Annotated in this window: 16 protein-coding genes and 1 pseudogene; 6 read left to right on the top strand and 11 right to left on the bottom strand. The window is 73.7% G+C overall.

Features of this window, described 5'->3' with window-relative positions:
- Positions 1–12: 12 nt before the first annotated feature.
- Together ACIPK4_RS26470 and ACIPK4_RS26465 are read right to left on the bottom strand one after the other, a co-directional pair.
- On the bottom strand, positions 13–903 hold the full coding sequence (locus ACIPK4_RS26470) for a sigma-70 family RNA polymerase sigma factor (protein ID WP_402316625.1): 891 nt from the start codon (positions 901–903) through the stop codon (positions 13–15).
- Positions 904–957: 54 nt separating this feature from the next.
- Positions 958–2043 (bottom strand): alpha/beta fold hydrolase, encoded by a 1086-nt coding sequence (locus tag ACIPK4_RS26465; RefSeq protein ID WP_402316622.1) that lies wholly within the window; start codon positions 2041–2043, stop codon positions 958–960.
- Positions 2044–2155: 112 nt separating this feature from the next.
- On the opposite strand from ACIPK4_RS26465, the gene ACIPK4_RS26460 reads away from it, so the two are divergent.
- Positions 2156–2881, top strand: coding sequence for a TetR/AcrR family transcriptional regulator (locus ACIPK4_RS26460; protein WP_402316620.1), 726 nt, complete (start codon positions 2156–2158; stop codon positions 2879–2881).
- Positions 2882–3127: 246 nt separating this feature from the next.
- On the opposite strand, the gene ACIPK4_RS26455 is transcribed toward ACIPK4_RS26460, so the two are convergent.
- The 3 genes from ACIPK4_RS26455 to ACIPK4_RS26445 all read right to left on the bottom strand — a co-directional run bounded on the left by ACIPK4_RS26455 (position 3128) and on the right by ACIPK4_RS26445 (position 6040).
- Entirely contained in the window at positions 3128–3382 is a 255-nt protein-coding gene (locus ACIPK4_RS26455; RefSeq protein WP_402316618.1) for an acyl-CoA carboxylase subunit epsilon, read from the bottom strand.
- On the bottom strand, positions 3379–5025 hold the full coding sequence (locus ACIPK4_RS26450) for an acyl-CoA carboxylase subunit beta (protein WP_402316616.1): 1647 nt from the start codon (positions 5023–5025) through the stop codon (positions 3379–3381). The genes ACIPK4_RS26455 and ACIPK4_RS26450 overlap by 4 nt, the downstream gene beginning before the upstream one ends.
- Before the next feature lie 148 nt (positions 5026–5173).
- Positions 5174–6040: a 4'-phosphopantetheinyl transferase family protein gene (locus ACIPK4_RS26445; protein ID WP_402316614.1), complete on the bottom strand. Its 867-nt coding sequence runs from the start codon at positions 6038–6040 to the stop codon at positions 5174–5176.
- Positions 6041–6497: 457 nt separating this feature from the next.
- Here ACIPK4_RS26445 and ACIPK4_RS26440 point away from each other — a divergent pair, with 457 nt between their 5' ends.
- Positions 6498–9221: a BREX system ATP-binding domain-containing protein gene (locus tag ACIPK4_RS26440; RefSeq protein WP_402316611.1), complete on the top strand. Its 2724-nt coding sequence runs from the start codon at positions 6498–6500 to the stop codon at positions 9219–9221.
- A gap of 56 nt (positions 9222–9277) precedes the next feature.
- On the opposite strand, the pseudogene ACIPK4_RS26435 reads toward ACIPK4_RS26440, so the two are convergent.
- Positions 9278–9622 (bottom strand): annotated as a pseudogene (locus tag ACIPK4_RS26435) (glycosyltransferase family 2 protein); the annotation flags it as partial.
- A 218-nt stretch (positions 9623–9840) separates the two neighbouring features.
- Here ACIPK4_RS26435 and ACIPK4_RS26430 point away from each other — a divergent pair.
- The gene (locus ACIPK4_RS26430) at positions 9841–10095 is read left to right on the top strand and encodes an acyl carrier protein (RefSeq protein ID WP_402316608.1); all 255 of its coding nucleotides are present in this window, start codon (positions 9841–9843) and stop codon (positions 10093–10095) included.
- Positions 10096–10126: 31 nt separating this feature from the next.
- Here ACIPK4_RS26430 and ACIPK4_RS26425 read toward each other — a convergent pair whose 3' ends face one another.
- Both ACIPK4_RS26425 and ACIPK4_RS26420 read right to left on the bottom strand, forming a co-directional pair.
- Positions 10127–11128: a 2-oxoacid:ferredoxin oxidoreductase subunit beta gene (locus ACIPK4_RS26425; RefSeq protein ID WP_402316887.1), complete on the bottom strand. Its 1002-nt coding sequence runs from the start codon at positions 11126–11128 to the stop codon at positions 10127–10129.
- Between the two features lie 40 nt (positions 11129–11168).
- Complete coding sequence (locus tag ACIPK4_RS26420; RefSeq protein ID WP_402316884.1) at positions 11169–13016, bottom strand: 2-oxoacid:acceptor oxidoreductase subunit alpha; 1848 nt, start codon at positions 13014–13016, stop codon at positions 11169–11171.
- Between the two features lie 597 nt (positions 13017–13613).
- Here ACIPK4_RS26420 and ACIPK4_RS26415 point away from each other — a divergent pair.
- Positions 13614–13952, top strand: coding sequence for a PqqD family protein (locus tag ACIPK4_RS26415; RefSeq protein WP_385194846.1), 339 nt, complete (start codon positions 13614–13616; stop codon positions 13950–13952).
- A 128-nt stretch (positions 13953–14080) separates the two neighbouring features.
- Positions 14081–16687 (top strand): AAA family ATPase, encoded by a 2607-nt coding sequence (locus ACIPK4_RS26410; RefSeq protein ID WP_402316605.1) that lies wholly within the window; start codon positions 14081–14083, stop codon positions 16685–16687.
- A 46-nt stretch (positions 16688–16733) separates the two neighbouring features.
- Here the strand turns inward: ACIPK4_RS26410 and ACIPK4_RS26405 are convergent, their stop codons facing one another.
- Entirely contained in the window at positions 16734–18242 is a 1509-nt protein-coding gene (locus tag ACIPK4_RS26405; protein ID WP_402316603.1) for an AMP-binding protein, read from the bottom strand.
- A gap of 134 nt (positions 18243–18376) precedes the next feature.
- Between ACIPK4_RS26405 and ACIPK4_RS26400 the strand changes: the two genes are divergently transcribed.
- Positions 18377–18631, top strand: a complete 255-nt coding sequence (locus tag ACIPK4_RS26400; RefSeq protein WP_054222263.1) for a phosphopantetheine-binding protein — start codon at positions 18377–18379, stop codon at positions 18629–18631.
- A gap of 45 nt (positions 18632–18676) precedes the next feature.
- On the opposite strand, the gene ACIPK4_RS26395 is transcribed toward ACIPK4_RS26400, so the two are convergent.
- Positions 18677–19048: a hypothetical protein gene (locus tag ACIPK4_RS26395; protein WP_402316599.1), complete on the bottom strand. Its 372-nt coding sequence runs from the start codon at positions 19046–19048 to the stop codon at positions 18677–18679.
- Positions 19033–19104, bottom strand: coding sequence for a hypothetical protein (locus ACIPK4_RS26390; RefSeq protein ID WP_402316881.1), 72 nt, complete (start codon positions 19102–19104; stop codon positions 19033–19035). The genes ACIPK4_RS26395 and ACIPK4_RS26390 overlap by 16 nt, the downstream gene beginning before the upstream one ends.
- Between the last annotated feature and the right edge of the window lie 40 nt (positions 19105–19144).

Below are 19144 nucleotides of genomic sequence, written 5' to 3'. Positions count from 1 at the left end.
GGGGTGGCGGGGTCAGGCGCCGAAGTCCGCGAGGCCGAGGGCGCGGAGGCGGTCCTGGTCGACGATGACGTCGATCGCGGCGATCCTTCCGGACGTGACCGTGAAGGCCATGAGGGACAGGGGGCCGTCGGGGGACACGACCACGACTCCGGCCGCGCCGTTGATGAGCGCCGGACGGACGAACGGGGCCAGGCTGCTGTACATGACGGCCTGGGAGGCCACCGTCTCGGCGCCCTGCAGGACGACCGCCCGGCGGGCGCTGCCCGCGAACCCGTCGGAACGCAGGATGACATCGGGGTCGAGCACGGCGACGAGGGCTTCGAAGCGGCCGTCGCGGGAGGCCTCGAAGAAGGCGTCGACGACCTTGCGCTGGAGGGTGAGATCGGGGTCGGGGACCGGGGCCTGGCCCTGGACCCGGCGGCGGGCGCGGCTCGCGAGCTGGCGGGTGGCGGCCGGGGTCTTGTCGATCATCGGGGCGATCTCGTCGAAGGGCACGGCGAACATGTCGTGCAGGACGAACGCCAGCCGCTCGGCGGGCTGGAGCGATTCCAGGACCACCAGCAGGGCCAGGCCGACCGAGTCGGCCAGCATCACCTCGTGCTCGGGGTCGATCACCTCGCCGCGCGAGACGACCGGGTCGGGCATCCGCGTCTCCAGCGGCTCCTCGCGGCGGGTCTCGCGCGAGCGCAGCATGTTGAGGCAGATGCGGGCCACGACGGTGGTCAGCCACCCGGCCAGGTTCTCGATCTCCTCGGCGTCGGTGCGCTCCAGGCGCAGCCAGGTCTCCTGGACGGCGTCCTCGGCCTCGCTGAGCGAGCCGAGCATCCGGTAGGCGACCGCACGCAGGCGGGGCCGCTCCGCTTCGAAGTGGTCCATCGGCCGCATACGTACGTCCACCGTCATGTTCCTTTCGTACGGCGCCGGTTCGCCGACCTGATTGTCGTACAGGTGTGCCACTCAGGCCGCACCCGCCCCTGCGGCCGCGACCACCACGGGCCGGACCCGGGTCAGCATCAGGTCCAGGAACCGGTCCGGGTGGCGGAACGACGCGAAGTGGCTCGCGTCCTCGATCAGCGCGAACCCCTTGACCGGGGCCTCGACCTCGTCGAAGAAGGCCCGGGCCCGCTCGGCCGGGGTGATGACGTCCCGGTCGCCCTGGAAGACGAAGAACGGCAGCTCGAAGCGGGTGCCGTCGGCGCGGTCGTCGAACGCGGCCAGGGCGGGGGTGAACTGCGCGGAGAACTTCATGCCGGCGAAGTACTGCCCCAGCTCGCGCAGCGTGTGCAGCGGGGACAACCACAGCGAGCCCAGCACGACCCTCTTGAGGGTGTCGAGCGTCAGCGGGTCGGAGGCCACGGTCAGCTTGTCGTACGCGGCCCGCTGGTCCGCGGTCAGGCGGTGCGGGTCGCGGCCCAGCTCCTCGACGGCGGCGGCGTCCTTGTGCTTGCCGGCCGCACGCAGCCGGGCCAGCAGCGCCTCGTGGACGGAGGTGTCGCGGCCGGCGTCCAGGATGTTCTGGTCGGTGCCGACGTAGGCGGAGTACAGCTCGGGGTGACTGCGGGCCAGCCGCAGGCCGAAGACGCTGCCGAGCGAGCTCGCCACCAGGACGACCCGGTCGACACCGAGGCGCCGCCGCGCGTGGCGGGTGACGTCGAGGGCGTCCTCGTACAGCCGGTCGAAGCTCAACTCGCCCTGGCCCTGTGGTCCGGAGCGGCCGAAGGTCTTGCCGGCGCCGCGCATGTCCCAGCGCACGATCGTGAAGTGCCTCTCCCAGGACCGGGTGCGCGCGGCGAAGATCGAGTGGGAGGCGCCGGGGCCCCCGTGGATCTCGACCACCACCGGGTTGGCCCGGTCCTCGCCGCGGATCGAGATCCACTGGTCGATGCCGCCGATCCGGACGAATCCCTGCTCGTCGATGCCGTTCGGGGCGTCGATCGTCAGCAGCCGGGCGTTGCGGGCGCGGCGCAGGGCCCGGTGTCCCAGCAGACCCGTGACGGGCGTGGCGAGGAGGGCGGCGGACGAGGCGAGGACGGTGGCGAGCATGAGGGACCCCCGGAAACTGTGTATGCGTTAAACGATTCTGTTTATGTTATAGACAGTTCTAGGACGTGCCGTCAACCGGTCCGGCGCGCAGCGATACGAGGAGCGGGGCCGTATGGCCAGGAGCAGGGACGAGAAGCGCGATCCGGCGGTCAGCCTGGCGCTGCTGTGGGGGGAGCAGGGCCAGCCCCGGCGCGGCCCTAAGCCCTCGCTCAGCGTCGACCGGATCGTGGACGGCGCGCTCGCCGTCGCCGACGAGGAGGGGCTGGACGCGCTGTCCATGCAGAGCGTCGCCGCGCGCCTGGGCGTGACCACCATGGCGCTGTACCGCTACGTCCCCGGCAAGGCGGAACTGCTCGACCTGATGGTGGACGCCGCCTTCGGCCCGGCTCCCGACACCACCGCCGTGCCCGGGGGCTGGCGGCCGCAGCTGGAGGCGTGGGCGCGCGCGTGCTGGGAGCAGTACCGGCGCCGGCCGTGGATGGTGGTCGCGACCGGCATGCGGCGGCAGCTGATGGGACCCCGTCAGCTGGCCTGGCTCGACTCGGCGTTGGCGGCGCTGTCGGGCACGGGGCTCCCGTACGCGCAGCAGCACGCGGCGTTCCTGCTGGTCGTCGGACACGTCCGGGGGCTGGCGCAGCAACTCGTCGACGACGACGAGGAGGGCCGCCAGGAGTGGGCCCGGCTCACGGCGGCCGTGTGGGAGCGGCACGGCGACCGGTTCCCCGCGCTGACCGCGGCCATCGCGGGCGGGGCCTTCACCCCGCGCGCGGACGATCCGCTCGACTTCGGGCTGGACCGCATCCTGGACGGCGTCGCCGCGCTGATCGAACGGGGCTGATCCACGGCATGCCGTGCCCGGCCGGGGGCTGGAGTGGCCCGCAGGCATGCCGTGCTCGGCCGGGGGCGGGGGTGGCCCGCCGGACATGCCGTGCCCGCCCGGGGCGGGGGTGGGCCGCCGGGCATCCCTTGCCCGCCCGGGGTGGGGGGTGGCCCCGGACATGCCGTGGCCGCCCGGGGGCGGGGGGTGGCCCGCCGGGCGGCGTACGGACTGTCCTTCGGTGGGGGGCGGGCGGTGGGGAAGGGCCTACGAGGCCCAGGCGCCCGGCGCGATGAAGGACGGTCGGGGGCGCAGGGGCAGCTTGTACACCCGGGCCTCCGTCGGTGAGGCCTGAGCCTCGTTCTGCAGGCGGATCCGCGCGGTGAGGAGCACGGCCAGGGCCGCGACCTCCTCCGCGGTCGGATTGCCCTTGGTGATGCGGATCGAGGCGGCGATCGCGAGGGCGGACGTGTCGTCGGAGAGGTCCGGGGTGGGGCCCGGAGCCGGCGTGGGCGCGGTCACAGCGGGACGTTCCCGTGCTTGCGGCTCGGCTGCTGCGTGTGCTTCGTACGCAGCATGTCGAGGGTGGTGATGAGCCGCGCGCGGGTCTCGGCCGGGTCGATGACGTCGTCGACGAGGCCGCGTTCGGCCGCGTAGTACGGGTGCATCAGCTCGGTCTGGTACTCCTTGATCTTCTGCGCGCGGGTGGCGTCGGGATCGTCGGAGGCGTTGATCTCGCGGCGGAAGATGACGTTGGCCGCCCCCTCCGCGCCCATGACGGCGATCTCGTTCGAAGGCCAGGCCAGGGCGACGTCCGCGCCGATGGACCGGGAGTCCATGACGATGTACGCGCCGCCGTAGGCCTTGCGCAGGATCAGGCTGATCCGCGGCACGGTCGCGTTGCAGTACGCGTACAGGAGCTTCGCGCCGTGCCGGATGATCCCGTTGTGCTCCTGGTCGACACCCGGCAGGAAGCCGGGGACGTCGATCAGGGTCACCAGCGGGATGCTGAACGAATCGCAGAACTGGACGAAGCGGGCCGCCTTCTCGGACGCCTGGATGTCCAGGACGCCCGCGAGGTGGGCCGGCTGGTTGGCGACGACGCCGACGACGTGACCGCCGAGGCGGGTCAGGGCGCAGACCACGTTCTGCGCCCACTGGGCGTGGACCTCGAAGTAGTCCCCGTGGTCGGCGACCTCCTCGATGAGGTCGCGGATGTCGTAGCCCTGGGTGGGCTTGGCCGGGACCAGGTCGAGCAGGCTCTCGCAGCGGCGGTCCACCGGATCCTCGAGGTCGCCGGCGGGGGCGAGTTCCCGGTTGTTGGACGGGAGCAGGGACAGCAGGTGGCGCACGTCCTCCAGGCAGCTCTGCTCGTCGTCGTACGCGAACGCGGCCACACCCGAGGCGCCGGCGTGGCTGTCGGCGCCGCCGAGGTGCTCCATGGTGACGGCCTCGCCGGTGACGGCCTGGACGACGTCCGGCCCGGTGATGAACATCTGCGAGGTGCCGCGGACCATGAAGACGAAGTCCGTCAGCGCCGGCGAGTACGCGGCGCCGCCCGCACAGGGTCCCAGGATCACCGAGATCTGCGGGATGACGCCGGAGTTGCGGACGTTGCGCTGGAAGATGCCGCCGTAGCCGGCCAGCGCGGTGACGCCCTCCTGGATGCGGGCGCCGGCGCCGTCGCACAGGCCCACGATCGGAGCGCCGGCCGCCTCGGCCAGGTCCATCAGCTTGTGGATCTTCTCGGCGTGGGCCTCGCCCAGCGCACCGCCGAAGATCCGGAAATCGTGGGCGTACGCGAAGACGGTGCGGCCGTGGACCTTGCCCCAGCCGGTGACGACCCCGTCCGTGTGGGGCTTCTTGTCCTCCAGGCCGAAGCCCGAGGCGCGGTGCCTGCGGAGCTGCTCGACCTCGCTGAACGTACCCTCGTCGAACAGGAGCTCGATGCGCTCGCGGGCGGTCAACTTGCCCTTGGAGTGCTGGGCTGCGGTGGCGCGTTCGCTCGGTCCGGCCTCGGCCAGCGCGCGTACGGCGTACAGTTCCGCGGTCCGCTCGCGCAGTGACGCGAAGCGGGTCTCCTCCCGGCGCGGGGAGATCGGAGCCGCGGGTCGGGAGTCCGGCGCGAGTACGGTCTCCAGTGGTCTTTCCTCGACGATGCTCATACGGGCCCTTTCGACACAGAGGCACCGGGTCCGGCCGGTGTCGCGTCGCCCAGCTTCACCGCGGGCGCTACAGCTTGGCTTGATTCCCGCCCGGGAGCCGGTCGAGCTCCCGGTCGGGCCGCCGGTTTCCGGCCGGGAGCGGGCCCGGTCACACGGGGTCCAGCAGTCCCGAGACCATGGCGACGAACCCCTCGTCGAGCATGGTGGACACGGCGGTGTCGCGGGACGGGTCGAGCCCGGCGTCGTGGCAGGCGACGCTGACGAGATAGCGGCCGAGCACCGGATAGGTGCCGAAGGCCCACTCGCCGTGGGCGGCGGGGGTGCCGTCGGGGGCGAGCAGGCCGCTGTGGCCCGTACGGCCGGTGGCGAAGCCGAATTCGGAGAATCCCATGCGCAGGCCCTGGCCGAGGGCCTTCGTGTACGCCTCCTTCAGCGTCCACAGGCGCAGCATGCCGGCGGTCTGCTCCGCCTCGGGGAGGGCGGCGAGCTCGGCGCGCTCGGCTTCGGTGCACACCTGGTTCTGCAGCAGGTCGAAGGCCAGCCGGCGGTCGGCGGGTTCGGTATCGATGCCGATACGGCCGTTGCGGCTGATGCCGACCGCGATCAGGTCGTCGGTGTGGGTCAGGCTCAGGTCGATCTGGTCCAGGCCGCGCAGGTACGGGCGTCCACCGGGCTTGTACGAGAGGTCGAGCTTGGCCGGATCGGTACCGAGGGCGGCGGCGGCCGTGTAGCGGACCGCGAGCCGGGAGGCGACGAAGCGGAACCGGATGGTCGGGTCGGTGGTGTGGCGGTAGCGCTGCCAGTCCCGGCCGAGGAGGGGGCGCAGGGCGGGCTCCGCGAGGGCGGCGGTGAGCCATTCGCCCCACGTGGTGAACACCGAGGCGTTGCCGCGCCGGGCCATGCCCTCCCGCACCCCTTCCCAGGGGCCGGCGGGACCGGTGACGTGGACCGGCGCCGTGATGCGCTGCGGGGTGTCGTGCTGCGCGCTGTCGTGCTGCGGGTCTTCCATCGGCATCGCCCTCTCGTGGCATGTGTTTCCGCTGGCGGCGGCGGTGACGTGGCGCTGTCACGCTCGGCGGGCCGGGTCGAGGAATCCTCGAACTCCGCTCGAAGGGCACCACAGACTCCACCGCGGAACCCTCGATACCGCCCCGCACCACGCCTCCCCGCCGCAACGGCCCGGACGGGGTCCTGGCCGGGCCGCTCGTGGGGCACGCCCCGGGCGGGCAGGAGCCGGACCGGGGGCGCTCGCGGGCGCCCCCCGGGCCGGGGCAGGAGCCGGCCGGGCCGGGGCGAAACCCGGCCCTGCGCCCGGGCCGGGCCGGCGGCCGCCCGCGGGCCACGCCGAGGCCTAACCGGGGCCCCACCAGAAGCCGTTCGCGAGCCCGGGCGGGCCGGGCGCCCGCTCGGGCGGGGTTTTGCTCTGTTCTCGCTCGACCGGCCCTGTAGGAGCGGCTTCGACCCTGACCCGGGTGAGGGGTGGAGTTTCGATGACGGGGGCACGTGTGACGTTGGTGGGCAGGGACGCGGTGATGGGAGCGCTGGACACGGCGTTCGCGGAGTGCGCCGAGGGGCGTGCGCGGATCGTTCTGGCCGAGGGCGCCACCGGCTGCGGCAAGAGCACGCTGGCGGACGCCGCCGCCGAACGGGCCCGCGCGGCAGGGGCATTGGTCCTGTCCGCGGTCGCCTGCCCGGAGGAGCGTCACGTCGCCCTCGGTGTGCTGCGACAGCTCGCCCACGGCGGGGAGGGCTTCGCCCTGCCCGCGCCCGCGCCCGAGCCGGCACCCGCGCGGGTGGAGGCCATGCAGGCCTTCTGCGCGCGGCTGCGCGAGCTGAGCGCGGAGCGGCCGGTCGTGCTCGTCGTCGACGACGTCCAGCACGCCGACGACGCCTCCCTGCAGTACCTGCGGTACCTGGCCCGGCACGCCCGGTCAGCCGCCGTCCTGACCCTGCTGACCTGCTCCCCGCACGCCGAGGACCCGGACCCGGTGTTCACCACCGAGCTGATGCGCCAGCCGCACTTCGGCCGGGTCCGTCTCGACCGGCTCGGCCACGACGAGGTCGCCGCCCTCCTCGGCGGGCTCCGGCCGGCCGACGGGCCGCACCGCATCAGCGGCGGCAACCCGCTCCTGCTGCGCGCCCTCGTCGAGGAGGGCGGGGACGGGCCGTGCGACGCGCCGGAGCCGGGCGGCCCGTTCGCCCAGGCCGTCACCACCTGCCTGCACCGCAGCGGGCCGACCGCACTCGCGGCAGCCCGCACCACCGCGGTGCTCGGCGAACGGGCCACCCCGGAGCGGGTCGTACGGCTGCTGGGCGGGCCGGCGGCGGCCGCCCGCCGGGCCCTGGCCGCGCTGGAGGCCTGCGGTCTCCTGGACGGCACCCGCTTCCGGCACCCCGCCGCGCGGGCCGCCGTACTGGAGGACACCGCGCCCGCCGCCCGCGCCGACCTGCACCGCCGGGCCGCCCGGCTGCTGCGGGCGGACGGCGAACCGGCGACCGACGTCGCCGGGCACCTGCTCGCCGCCGGCCGCGACAACGCCCCGGGCGAGCCCTCCGACGCCGGAGTCCTGCGCGAAGCCGCCGAGGAGCTGCTGGCCCAGGGCGACGCCCGCGGCGCCACCGAGCTCCTCGAACTCGGCCTGAGGCAGGGCGCCGACGCCCAGACCTGCCACGGGATCCGGATGCGGCTGGCCCAGGTCACGGCACGCTTCGACCCGGCCGCGGCCGAGCGCCGGCTCACGGACCTGCTGGAGGCCCGGAACCGGGACGCGGCCGCGCCCGGGCCCGGCGGCGGCCACGACGGCCACGACGGCCACGACCGCCACTCAAGGCAAGACGGCCACGACCGGCACGACGGGCCCGACGGGCACCCCCATTACGGCGGTCACGGCGAGGACACCCGGCTCCTCACCGCCCTGCTGCTCTCCCAGGGCCGGCTCGCGGAGGCCGCCACCCTCACCGTCTCCGGCCCCGCCCCGGCCGCAGAGCCCACCGCCGCCTCGCCGTTCGACACCACCCTCGACACCCCCGTCGCGGTCGGCGAACGCCTCCTGCAGTCCACCCGCCTCACCGACGCCACCGTCACCCCGCTCGCCCACGCGATCCGCTCCCTCACGGCCTCCGATCAACCCGACCGGGCCGTCACCTGGAGCCGCAACCTGCTGGAGGACGCGGAGCGCGCCCACGCCCCCGGCTGGACCTCGCTCTTCGCCACCCTCCACGCCGAGGCCCTGCTGCGCCGCGGTGACCTGCCCGGCGCCCACGCCCACGCCACCGCGGCCCTCCAGGCCCTCCCGGAGCGGACCGGCAGCGCCTTCCACTGCGCCCCGACGGCCGTGCTGATCCGGGCGTGCAGTGCGATGGGACGGTTCACGGAGGCCTCCCGGCTGACGGACCGACAGCTGCCGCCGCGGCTGCCGGCCAGCCTGCACGGGCTGTCGTACCTGCGCGCCCGCGGCCTGCACCGCCTCGCGGTCAACCAGCCGCACGCCGCGCTCGCCGACTTCCTCGAAACCGGCCGTCTCATGGCGGCCTGGGGCATCGATCGCCCCGCCCACCTGCCCTGGCGCACCGACGCGGCCGAGGCCCTGCTGCGGCTCGACGAGACCCGGCGGGCCGAACAGCTCGTCCTCGAACAGCTCGCCCACCCCGACGCCCGGCGCCCGTGGGTACGCGGGGTGTCCCTGCGACTGCGCGCCCTCACCGGTGAACCCCGGCGCCGGACCGCCCTGCTGGGGCAGGCCGTGGAGGAGCTGCACCGCTCGGGCGACCGCGTCGAGACGGCGCGCGCGATGGCCGACCTCGGGCGAGCCCTCCAGGCCGAGGGCTCCCCCAAGGGGAACACCATGGTCCGCAACGCCTGGAACCTCGCGAAGGACAGCGGGGCCACCGCCCTGTGCCGGGAGATCCTCCCGGACGCAGCCCTGACGCCACCGGTCCGCGACCGGGCCCCGGCCACGGGGGCGGGAACGGGGACTGAAGCGGGGGCGGCCGGCGGCGCGAAGCTGAGCGGTTCGGAGCAACGGGTGGCCACGCTGGCGGCCCAGGGGCTGACGAACCGGGAGATCTCCTCGAAGCTGTTCCTGACGGTGAGCACCGTCGAGCAGCACCTCACCCGGGTCTACCGCAAGCTCCAGATCACCTCGCGCGGTGACCTCCCGATGGACCTGACGCCGGTCGGCCGCGCGGCCCTGTGACGCGCGGCGGTCGCGAAGCCGCCGTGCAGTACGCGGCCCGGCCGGATTCCGGAGGGTCAGATCACCGGCGGCCGCCCCAGCCGGGTCATGCGCCACACCGTCCGCCGGCGCATCGGGCGCCGGGGGCCTGCGGACGTGCGGACGCCTTCGGCGAACCCGCCGAACCGGGCGCGCAGCCCCGCCACCGAACGGGTGCGGGCCACGGTCAGCGCCGTCCACACGCCGAGGTAGACCGGCACCAGCAGGGCGGGCAGGTGCCGCTTGGCCAGCCAGACCCGGTTGCGGGCCGTCATCCTGTAGTGGACCGCGTGCCGGGCCGGGGACGTCTTCGGGTGCTGGAGGGCCAGCGCCGGCTCGTGGAGGACGTCCCAGCCGCGGTCGATCGCCCGCCAGGCCAGGTCGGCGATCCGCCGGAAGACGTCGTCCCGATGTGCCGGGGACCGGGTGAACGGCGAGCGTACCCGGGCCGGTCGGCCGGCAGTCGCCTCGGGGCCGGGCGCCGCGTGGCGGATTAGGGGGTGGCAGGGGTACCTGCGTGGGGGTGGGGGCTCGTAGCGTCGCTTGCCCGGGAACGCCGTCCCGCGCGGGGGCGGGCCGGGCGACGGACGGGGAGTTCACCATGGACTGGGACCAGCGATTCGAGGAACTGCTGCGCGAGTACCTGCCGTTCCTCTCGGACGGCGAGCCGCTCGCCCCCGACACCAGCCTGCGGGCGGTGGGCCTGGACTCCCTCGGTACGGTCGAGCTGCTGGGGTCGCTGGAGAGTGCGTACGGAGTCCGCTTCGTCGACGACGCGCTGGACCCCGGGACGTTCGCCACCCCCGCCGTGCTGTGGGCCGCCCTGGGGAGGATGTCCCGGGCGGCCCACGGCTGAGTCGACCCACGGCTGAGTAGGCGCGCGTCCGTCAGGCGACCACGGTCCAGGTGTCGGTGCCGGCCAGGACGGTGGCGAGGTCGCCCTCGCCCCGGCCGTCGACGGCCGCCTGGAGCTGGTCCGCCATGAGCGTGTCGTAGACGGGGCGTGCGGTGTCGCGGAAGACCCCGATGGGCGTGCGGTGGAGCGTCTCGGGATCGGCGAGCCGGGAGAGTGCGAAGGCCGTGGTGGGTGATGCCGCGTGGGCGTCGTGGACCAGGATCCGGGACTCGTTCTCCGCGGTCACCTCGACGACGTCGAGGTCGCCGGTCGCCGGATCGCGTACGACGCCCTTGTGCAGGTCGGCGCCGAAGCGGATCGGCTGCCCGTGCTCCAGCCGGATCACCGCCTCCTGGGCCTCCTGCTTGTCCTTCAGGGCGGTGAAGGCGCCGTCGTTGAAGATCGTGCAGTTCTGGTAGATCTCCACCAGGGCGGTGCCCTCGTGCTCCGCCGCCGCGCGCAGCACGCCGCCCAGGTGCTTGAGGTCGGAGTCGACGGTGCGGGCGACGAAGGTGGCTTCGGCGCCGAGGGCGAGGGAGACGGGGTTGAAGGGCGCGTCGAGGGAGCCCATCGGCGTGGATTTGGTGATCTTTCCGACCTCGGAGGTGGGCGAGTACTGGCCCTTGGTGAGTCCGTAGATCCGGTTGTTGAAGAGCAGGATCTTGAGGTTGACGTTGCGGCGCAGGGCGTGGATCAGGTGGTTCCCGCCGATGGAGAGGGCGTCGCCGTCACCGGTGACGACCCAGACGGACAGGTCGCGGCGGGAGGTGGCCAGGCCGGTGGCGATGGCCGGGGCGCGGCCGTGGATGGAGTGCATCCCGTAGGTGTTCATGTAGTACGGGAAGCGCGAGGAGCAGCCGATCCCGGAGACGAAGACGATGTTCTCCTTCGCCAGCCCGAGCTCGGGCATGAAGCCCTGCACCGCCGCCAGGATCGAGTAGTCGCCGCAGCCGGGGCACCACCGGATCTCCTGGTCCGATCGGAAGTCCTTCATGGACTGCTTGGCCTCGGCCTTGGGCACGAGCTTGAGGAGTTCACTGGCCACGGTTCGCCTCCTGGATGGCGTCGGCCAGCTGCGCGGCCTTGAACGGCATGCCGTTGACTTGGGTGAAGGACAGGACGTCGACGAGGTACTTCGCCCGGATCAGGGTGGCGAGCTGCCCGAGGTTCATCTCCGGTACGACCACGCGCTCGTAGCGGGCGAGGACCTCGCCCAGGTTGCGGGGGAAGGGGTTGAGGTGGCGCAGGTGGGCCTGCGCCACCGACTCGCCCAGCGTCCGGAGTTCGCGGACGGCGGCGGTGATGGGGCCGTAGGTTGAGCCCCAGCCCAGGACGAGGGTGCGGGCGCCGTCCGGGTCGTCGACCTCCAGGCAGGGGACCTCGATGCCGTCGATCTTGGCCTGGCGGGTGCGGACCATGAAGTCGTGGTTGGCCGGGTCGTACGAGATGTTGCCCGTGCCGTCCTGCTTCTCGATGCCGCCGATCCGGTGCTCCAGACCGGGCGTCCCCGGGACCGCCCAGGGGCGGGCCAGGGTCTGCGGGTCGCGCTTGTACGGCCAGAACACCTCGGTGCCGTCCGCGAGTACGTGGTTCGGGGCGGTCTGGAAGGGGACGCGCAGATCGGGGAGTTCCTCCACCTCGGGGATCCGCCAAGGCTCGGAGCCGTTGGCGAGGTATCCGTCGGAGAGCAGGAACACCGGGGTCCGGTACGTCAGCGCGATCCGCACCGCGTCCAGCACCGCGTCGAAGCAGTCCGCGGGGGTCCGCGGCGCCACGACGGGCACGGGGGCCTCGCCGTTGCGGCCGTACATGGCCTGGAGCAGGTCCGCCTGCTCGGTCTTGGTCGGCAGGCCGGTGGAGGGGCCGCCGCGCTGGATGTCCACGATCAGCAGCGGCAGCTCCAGCGACACCGCCAGCCCGATCGTCTCGGACTTCAGGGCGACGCCGGGGCCGGAGGTGGTGGTCACGCCGAGGGCGCCGCCGAAGGCCGCGCCGAGCGCCGCGCCGATCCCGGCGATCTCGTCCTCGGCCTGGAACGTCCGCACGCCGAAGTTCTTGTGCTTGCTCAGCTCGTGCAGGATGTCCGAGGCCGGGGTGATCGGATACGCACCGAGGTACAGCGGCAGGTCCGCCAGGCGGCTCGCCGCGATCAGCCCGTAGGACAGGGCGAGGTTCCCGGAGATGTTGCGGTAGGTGCCGGTCGGGAACGCGCTGGTCGCCGGGGCGACCTCGTAGGAGACCGCGAAGTCCTCTGTCGTCTCGCCGAAGTTCCAGCCCGCACGGAACGCGGCCACGTTCGCCTCGGCGATGTGCGGCTTCTTCGCGAACTTCTGCCGCAGGAACGATTCCGTACCCTCCGTCGGCCGGTGGTACATCCAGGACAGCAGGCCCAGCGCGAACATGTTCTTGCTGCGGCCGGCCTCCTTGCGGGAGAGCCCGAAATCCTTGAGCGCCTCGACGGTCAGGGACGTCAGCGGCACCGGGTGCAGCTGGTAGGCGTCGAGGGAGCCGTCCTCCAGCGGGGACGCCGCGTAGCCGACGCGGGCCATGGCCCGCTCGGTGAACTCGTCGGTGTTGACGATGATCTCGGCGCCGCGCGGGACGTCCCCGATGTTCGCCTTCAGCGCCGCCGGATTCATCGCCACCAGCACGTTCGGGGCGTCGCCCGGCGTCAGGATGTCGTGATCGGCGAAATGCAGCTGGAACGAGGAGACACCGGGCAGGGTGCCGGCAGGGGCACGGATCTCGGCCGGGAAGTTCGGCAGCGTGGAGAGGTCGTTCCCGAAGGAGGCCGTCTCCGAGGTGAACCGGTCACCCGTGAGCTGCATGCCGTCACCCGAGTCACCCGCGAAACGGATGATCACCCGGTCGAGACGGCGCACTTCCTTGGGCCCTGTCCCGCTCTGGCTGGGGACGACGTCCGGGACGTCGTCGGTGACGACGGGCGTGGGCGGATTCACCTGGTACCTCCGAGGATGAGCAGGGCAGGGATCAGCCTTGCGAACCGCGATCGCGTCAGACTCGACCGCCCGTTGAGCGGCTCGGACCGGCCTGCCGCACCGCTCCCGGCATCCCGCCGCCGGTCCTCGGACACCAGCACGGACGCGCTCGCGAAGCCGTCCAGGACCACTGGAGGACCGGTCGAGGAACGGTCGCTGCGCGCGGGAAATCCGGACACCCGGTTTTCCACCGCCCCATTCCACCGGCAGCCCGTACGGTATTCGGCCAAACGGAAGCGATCCGGTTTGGCCCGTCGATTTCAGTCGATGCCCAGTCGGCAGCCCCGACGGCGGCTCACGCGTACGTTCTTTTACGCCGGAATGGGGGCGGTATTCCGCCGGAAGCACCGCTCCCGCGGCGGTCCGCTCCCCCTACTTCCGACCGGGCGCTTTCACCCCTCCGTAGGGGGTGGGACCGAACTGCCACCCCAGAGTGCGGCGGCCGCCATGGATCCGGCGGGCGTTCGCCCATAACTTGAGGTGTCCTCGATCGGCTGGTGCCGACACTTCTCGGATCCGGCACTGGAGGTGGCCGTGCGCGTCCGACCGACGCCTGGTGTGGTCGCCGCCGCCGTGGATGCGGACGGCTGTCTGGAACTGCGCGCCGATTCCGTTGCCGGTCCGGGCCGTTTCCGGTGCGGTCCGGTGGGCACCGCCATGTGGATTGTGCTGCGCCGCCACGACGGAGATGCGGGAATCGCCGCCGACACGCTCGCCGAATTGTGGAACACCGCACCGGAAAACGCGCGGGCCGATCTCGACATCTGGGTCGAGGAAATGCGCGACGCCGGTCTGCTGTGCGTACAGCCGGCGCCCTGAGGCCGTCCTGGCCGGTTCCCGTCCCGATCTCCGCTCCTCCTCGACTCCCTCTGTAGCAGCCGAACTCCATCCTGTCCTCGGTTAGGGGTGGACCTTCAACGGCGGGGGCGACTATGACACAGGCGGGCTTGGCGGGCAGGGAAGCCGGAATCGACCTCCTGGAGACGGCACTCGCGGACTGCGCCGCGGGGCGCTCCCGGATCGTTCTGATCGAGGCAGGCACGGGATGCGGCAAGAGCGCGCTCGTCGACCTCGTCGCCGAGCGGGCCGCCGCGACCGGCGCGACGGTCCTGTACGCCGTGGGCGCCGCCGAGGAACAGCAGGTGCCGCTCGGTGTGCTGCGCCAGCTGGTCAACAGCGAGCAGGTCTTCGCCCTGCCGAGGCCGTCCGACGGCCCCGGGGCGCCCTCGCGGGTCGAGGCGATGCAGGCGTTCTGCGCGGAGCTGCGCGAACTGAGCATGGACGGCCCGGTCGTGCTCTGCGTCGACGACGTCCAGTACGCGGACCGCGAGTCGTTGCAGTACGTGCAGTACCTGGCCCGGCACGCGCGGACCGCCCCGGTGCTCGTCGTGGTCGCCGGCGCACTGCACGTCCCGGCGCAGGATCCCGCGTTCACCACCGAGCTGATGCGCCAGCCGCACTTCCGGCGGATCCGCCTGGAGCGGCTCACCGCGGACGAGGTGGCGCTCGTACGGGGCCGCCCCGAGGACGCCGTGCAGCTGCACCGGATCAGCGGCGGCAACCCCCTGCTGCTGCGCGCGCTCGTCGAGGAGGCCGCGGGGTTCGCGGACGCGGACGCCGGCGGCCCCGAGCCGGGCGGGCCGTTCGCCCAGGCCGTCGCGACGTGCCTGCGGCGCAGCGGGCCGGACGGGCCCGCGCTGGCCCGGGCGGTGGCGCTGCTCGGCGAGCAGGCGTCCGCCGCCCGTGTCACCCGGCTGACCGGGCTCGACGCGGCGGCGGCCCGGCGCGGGCTGGCCGCGCTGGAGGCTTCGGGCCTGCTGGACGGGACGGGCTTCCGTCACCCCGCGGCACGTGCCGCGGCACTGGAGGACTGCGATCCGCAGACCCGGACCGCGCTGCACGTCGCGGCCGCCCGGGTGCTGGGCGAGGACCGGGGGCCGGTGCTCGCCGTGGCCGGGCACCTGCTGGCCGCCGGTGACGGGGGCGGCCCCGTGGAGTGCGGGCCCGCGGAGGTCGCCGTACTGCGGGACGCGGCCGAGGAGCTCCTCGTACGCAATGACGCGCGGGAGGCGTCGCGGCTGCTGGAACTCGCCGTGCAGGGACGGGGCGAGGAGCACGTGCGCCGCGGGATCCGGGTGCGGCTCGCGCAGATCACCGCCCGGTTCGACCCGGCGGCCGCCGAGCGGCGGCTGGGCGCGCTGCTGGAGTCCGCGCGGGCCGGCCTGCTGGACACCGAGCAGGTGCAGCCGCTGGCCGCGCTGCTGCTCGCGCAGGGGCAGGTCGCCGAGGCCGCCGGGCTGCTGCCGGACGCCGTCGGCGAGCCGGCCGCCTCCCCGCTGGACACGCTGGTGGACGCCCCGGCCGCGGTGAGCGAGCGGCTGCTCCAGTCGGCCCGGCTGACCGATGCCACGGTGGCGCCGCTGGCGCAGGCCGTACGGTCGCTGATCTGCTCGGAGCATCCCGAGCGGGCCGTGCCGTGGAGCCGGACCCTGCTGGAGGAGGCCCGCCGCTGCCAGGCGCCGGGCTGGCACGCGGTGTTCGCCGCCCTGCACGCCGAGGCGCTGCTGCGGATGGGCGATCTGCGGGGTGCACACGGGCAGGCGACGGCCGCCCTGGAGGCCCTTCCGGAGCGCGGCGGGAGCTTCCCGTGCGCACCGGCGGCGGTGCTGATCCGGGCGTGCACGGCGATGGGCCGGTTCACGGAGGCGTCCCGGCTCGCGGACCGGCAGGTGCCGCAGGGCCTGCTCACGGGCCTGTACGGGCTGGCGTTCCTGCGGGCCCGCGGGCTGTACCGGCTGGCGGTCAATCAGCCGCACGCGGCGCTCGCGGACTTCCTGGAGGCCGGACGCCTGATGGAGAGCGGCCACATGGACCGGCCGGCGTTCCTGCCGTGGCGTACGGATGCGGCGGAGGCGCTGCTGCGACTGGGCGAGAGGGCGCGGGCCGAGCAGCTCGCCCTGCGGCAGCTCGCCCTGCCGGACGCGCAGCGGCCCTGGGTGCAGGGGGTGTCGCTGCGGATCCGGGCGCTGGCCGGCGATCCCAAGCGGCGTACGGCCGTACTGGGCCAGGCCGTGGACGCGCTGCACCGCTCCGGGGACCGGGTGGAGACGGCGCGGGCGATGGCCGAGCTGGGGCGGGCGCTCCAGGCGGACGGTTCTGCCTCGAAGGGCAGCGCGATGATCCGTTCGGCGTGGAACCTGGCGAAGGAGTCGGACGCCACCGCGCTGTGCCGGGAGATCCTGCCCGATGCGCCGTTGGCGGCTCCGGCCGCCCGGGACCGGACGCCGCCCGAGGCGGGTGCGGGTGCGGGTGCCGGTGCGGGCACGGGTGCGGGTGCGGGCGCGGGCGCCGCGGCGAAGCTCAGCAGTTCCGAGCAGCGGGTGGCGACGCTGGCGGCGCAGGGGCTGACCAACCGGGAGATCTCGGCGAAGCTCTACCTGACGGTCAGCACGGTCGAGCAGCACCTGACGCGCGTGTACCGCAAGCTCCAGATCACCTCGCGCGGCGACCTGCCCATGGGCCTGGAGCCAGTGGCGCCGGCGGCCGTGGTCTGAGGGGCCGCCCGCGGTCCCCGGCCCGGCCGGGGACCGCACGCCCGGGTCAGGCCGCGCGCCGGGCGCGCGGTGCGAGCAGGTCGCCGGCCCGGGCGGCGAGCACCGGCCGGTCCACCTTGCGGTTGGAGTTGAGGGGGAACTCGGGAACGTGCTCGAAGCGGCGGGGCAACATGCCGTGCGGCAGGACCTCGCGCAGGCTCCGGGCGAGTTCGGCCGCGGGGCGGACCTCGCCGGTGTAGAAGACGACGAGCTCGGTGCTGCCGTCCACGGGCCGCGCGACGGTCACCACGTCCTCGACGCCCGCGCAGGCGCGCAGTGCGTGGTCGACCTCGGCGAGCTCGACCCGCCAGCCCTGGACCTGGACCTGGGAGTCCAGCCGGCCCAGGTAGATCAGGTCCCCGCCGGGCAGTCGGCGGACCCGGTCCCCGGTGCGGTACCAGACGCGGCCGTCGCGCTCGACGAAGCGGCCCCCGTCGTCCTGCGGGTCGAGGTAGCCGGTGGCCATCTGCGGTCCGGTGATCAGCAGTTCGCCCTCGACGGCGGTCTCGGCGCCGTCTTCGTCGAGGAGGACGTGGTCGTGACCGGCGTGGACGGCGCCGATCGGGACGAGCCCGTTGACGGCCTGGCCGGGTGACGTCTGCGGGTCCCAGCGGTACGCGGTGATGGTGACGGTCAGCTCGGTCGGCCCGTAGATGTTCTCCAGGGTGGAGGCGGGCGCGGCGGCCTGCCAGTCGGCGGCGTCCTGCACCCGCAGCGCCTCGCCGGCGAAGAAGCTCCAGCGCAGCGTGGGCAGCGCGCCCGCGGTCAGGCCGCCCATGCGGCGGATGAGGCCGATGGCGCTGGGGGTGGAGAACCAGACGGTGATCCCGCGCCGTTCGAGGTGGGCCGGCATGTCGAGGTAGGCGCTCGGCGGTACGACGTCGACGACGCCGCCCGCGCCCCAGGCGCAGAACAGGTCGAACATGCCGCAGTCGAAGTTCAGGTCGAAGGTCTGGGTGAAGACGTCGTCGGGGGTGAATCCGTAGCGGGCGTCGAGGAGCTCGAAGTAGTGGTGCGTGCTGCCGTGGCTGATCGGCACGCCCTTGGGGCGGCCGGTGGAACCCGAGGTGAACAGCATGTACGCCGTGTCGGTGGCCTCGACGGGGCGCGGCTCGTCGAGGGCGCGGTCCGGGTCGGGTGCGACGAGCGGGATGCCGGGGACGTCGAGGCCCTCACCGAGGGCGGCGCGGCCCTGGTCGTCGACGATCAGGGCGGCCGCGCCGGAGAGTTCGAGCATGCGCCGGGTCCGGACCGCGGGGAAGTCGGGGTGCAGGGGGACGACGGTGGCGCCCGCGTAGAGCCCGCCGAGGATGCCGGCGTACGCGGTCGCGCTCTTGCCGGCGAGGACGCCCACGACCCGGGCGGCGCCGAGGGAACCGGCCCAGGTGAGGGCCTGCTCGTGCAGCTCGCGATAGGTGTGGGTCTCGGAGCCGATCCGCAGGGCGGGGCGGTCGGGGGACAGGGCCAGCCCGCGGCGGAAGCGCTCGTACAAGGCGTGGCGCTTGGTGTCAGACATGCATCACTCCGAAAGAGATGTGTTGATTTCTTCGCGGGTTAGGGGTCGGGCCGGGGTTCCCGGGCGGCCGCCGCCGGTCTTAGCGTCACGTGCTTGGTAAACGAGACCGACACTGCGGAAAGACTGGGGTCACCATGGGCTGGGACAAGAATTTCGAGGAACTGCTGCGGGAGTACCTGCCGTTCCTCAGTGCGGAAGAGCCGCTCGAGGCCGACACCGATCTGCGGGCCGTGGGCCTGGACTCGCTCGGCGTGGTCGAGCTCCTGGGGTCCCTGGAGGGGGCGTACGACGTCCGGTTCACGGACGAGGCGCTGTCGCTGGAGACCTTCGCCACCCCCGCGGTGCTGTGGGAGCAGATCGGCGCGCTGCGCGAGGCCGCGAACCGCTGACCGGCCGCAGCACCGGACCCGCCGCCGCGGCCGCGGCCGCCGCCCTCAGGCGGCGGTCGCGGTCCGGCGGCGCGGCCGCATGGCCAGCCGGGGGTTGACGGGTACGACCTTGAAGTTGCGGGTCGCCGCCCCCACCCGGCCGAACAGGGCGTCCTGTCCGGCCACGTAGAGGGTTCCGACGCCCTTGTCGCGCAGCGAGCCGAGCACGCCCGGCCAGTCCACCGGCCGGACACAGCCGTCGAGCAGCAGGGTGCGCACCTCGTCGCCCGTCGTGAGCACGGCCCCGTCCTGGTCGGCGACGACGGGCAGGTGCGGGTCGCGGAAGGTGAGCCCCGCCAGGACCTCGTCCTCGACGCGGCGGCGCAGCCCGCCGAACGCCGGGGAGTGCAGCGGCGGCTCCATCACGTACAGCGGCATGCCGCCCGCAGCCGCTGCTGGAGCCACTCCAGCCGGGACTTGCGCAGGGTGAGCATCGCGAAGTCCTCGTCCACGACGCAGGTGACGTCGTGCCAC

Origin of the sequence: Streptomyces sp. NPDC086989, from assembly GCF_044745505.1 — a bacterium.
Classification (GTDB): Bacteria; Actinomycetota; Actinomycetes; order Streptomycetales; family Streptomycetaceae; genus Streptomyces.
The sequence above is the reverse complement of the archived record's forward strand: the minus strand, read 5'-3'. Positions and strand labels throughout refer to the sequence as shown.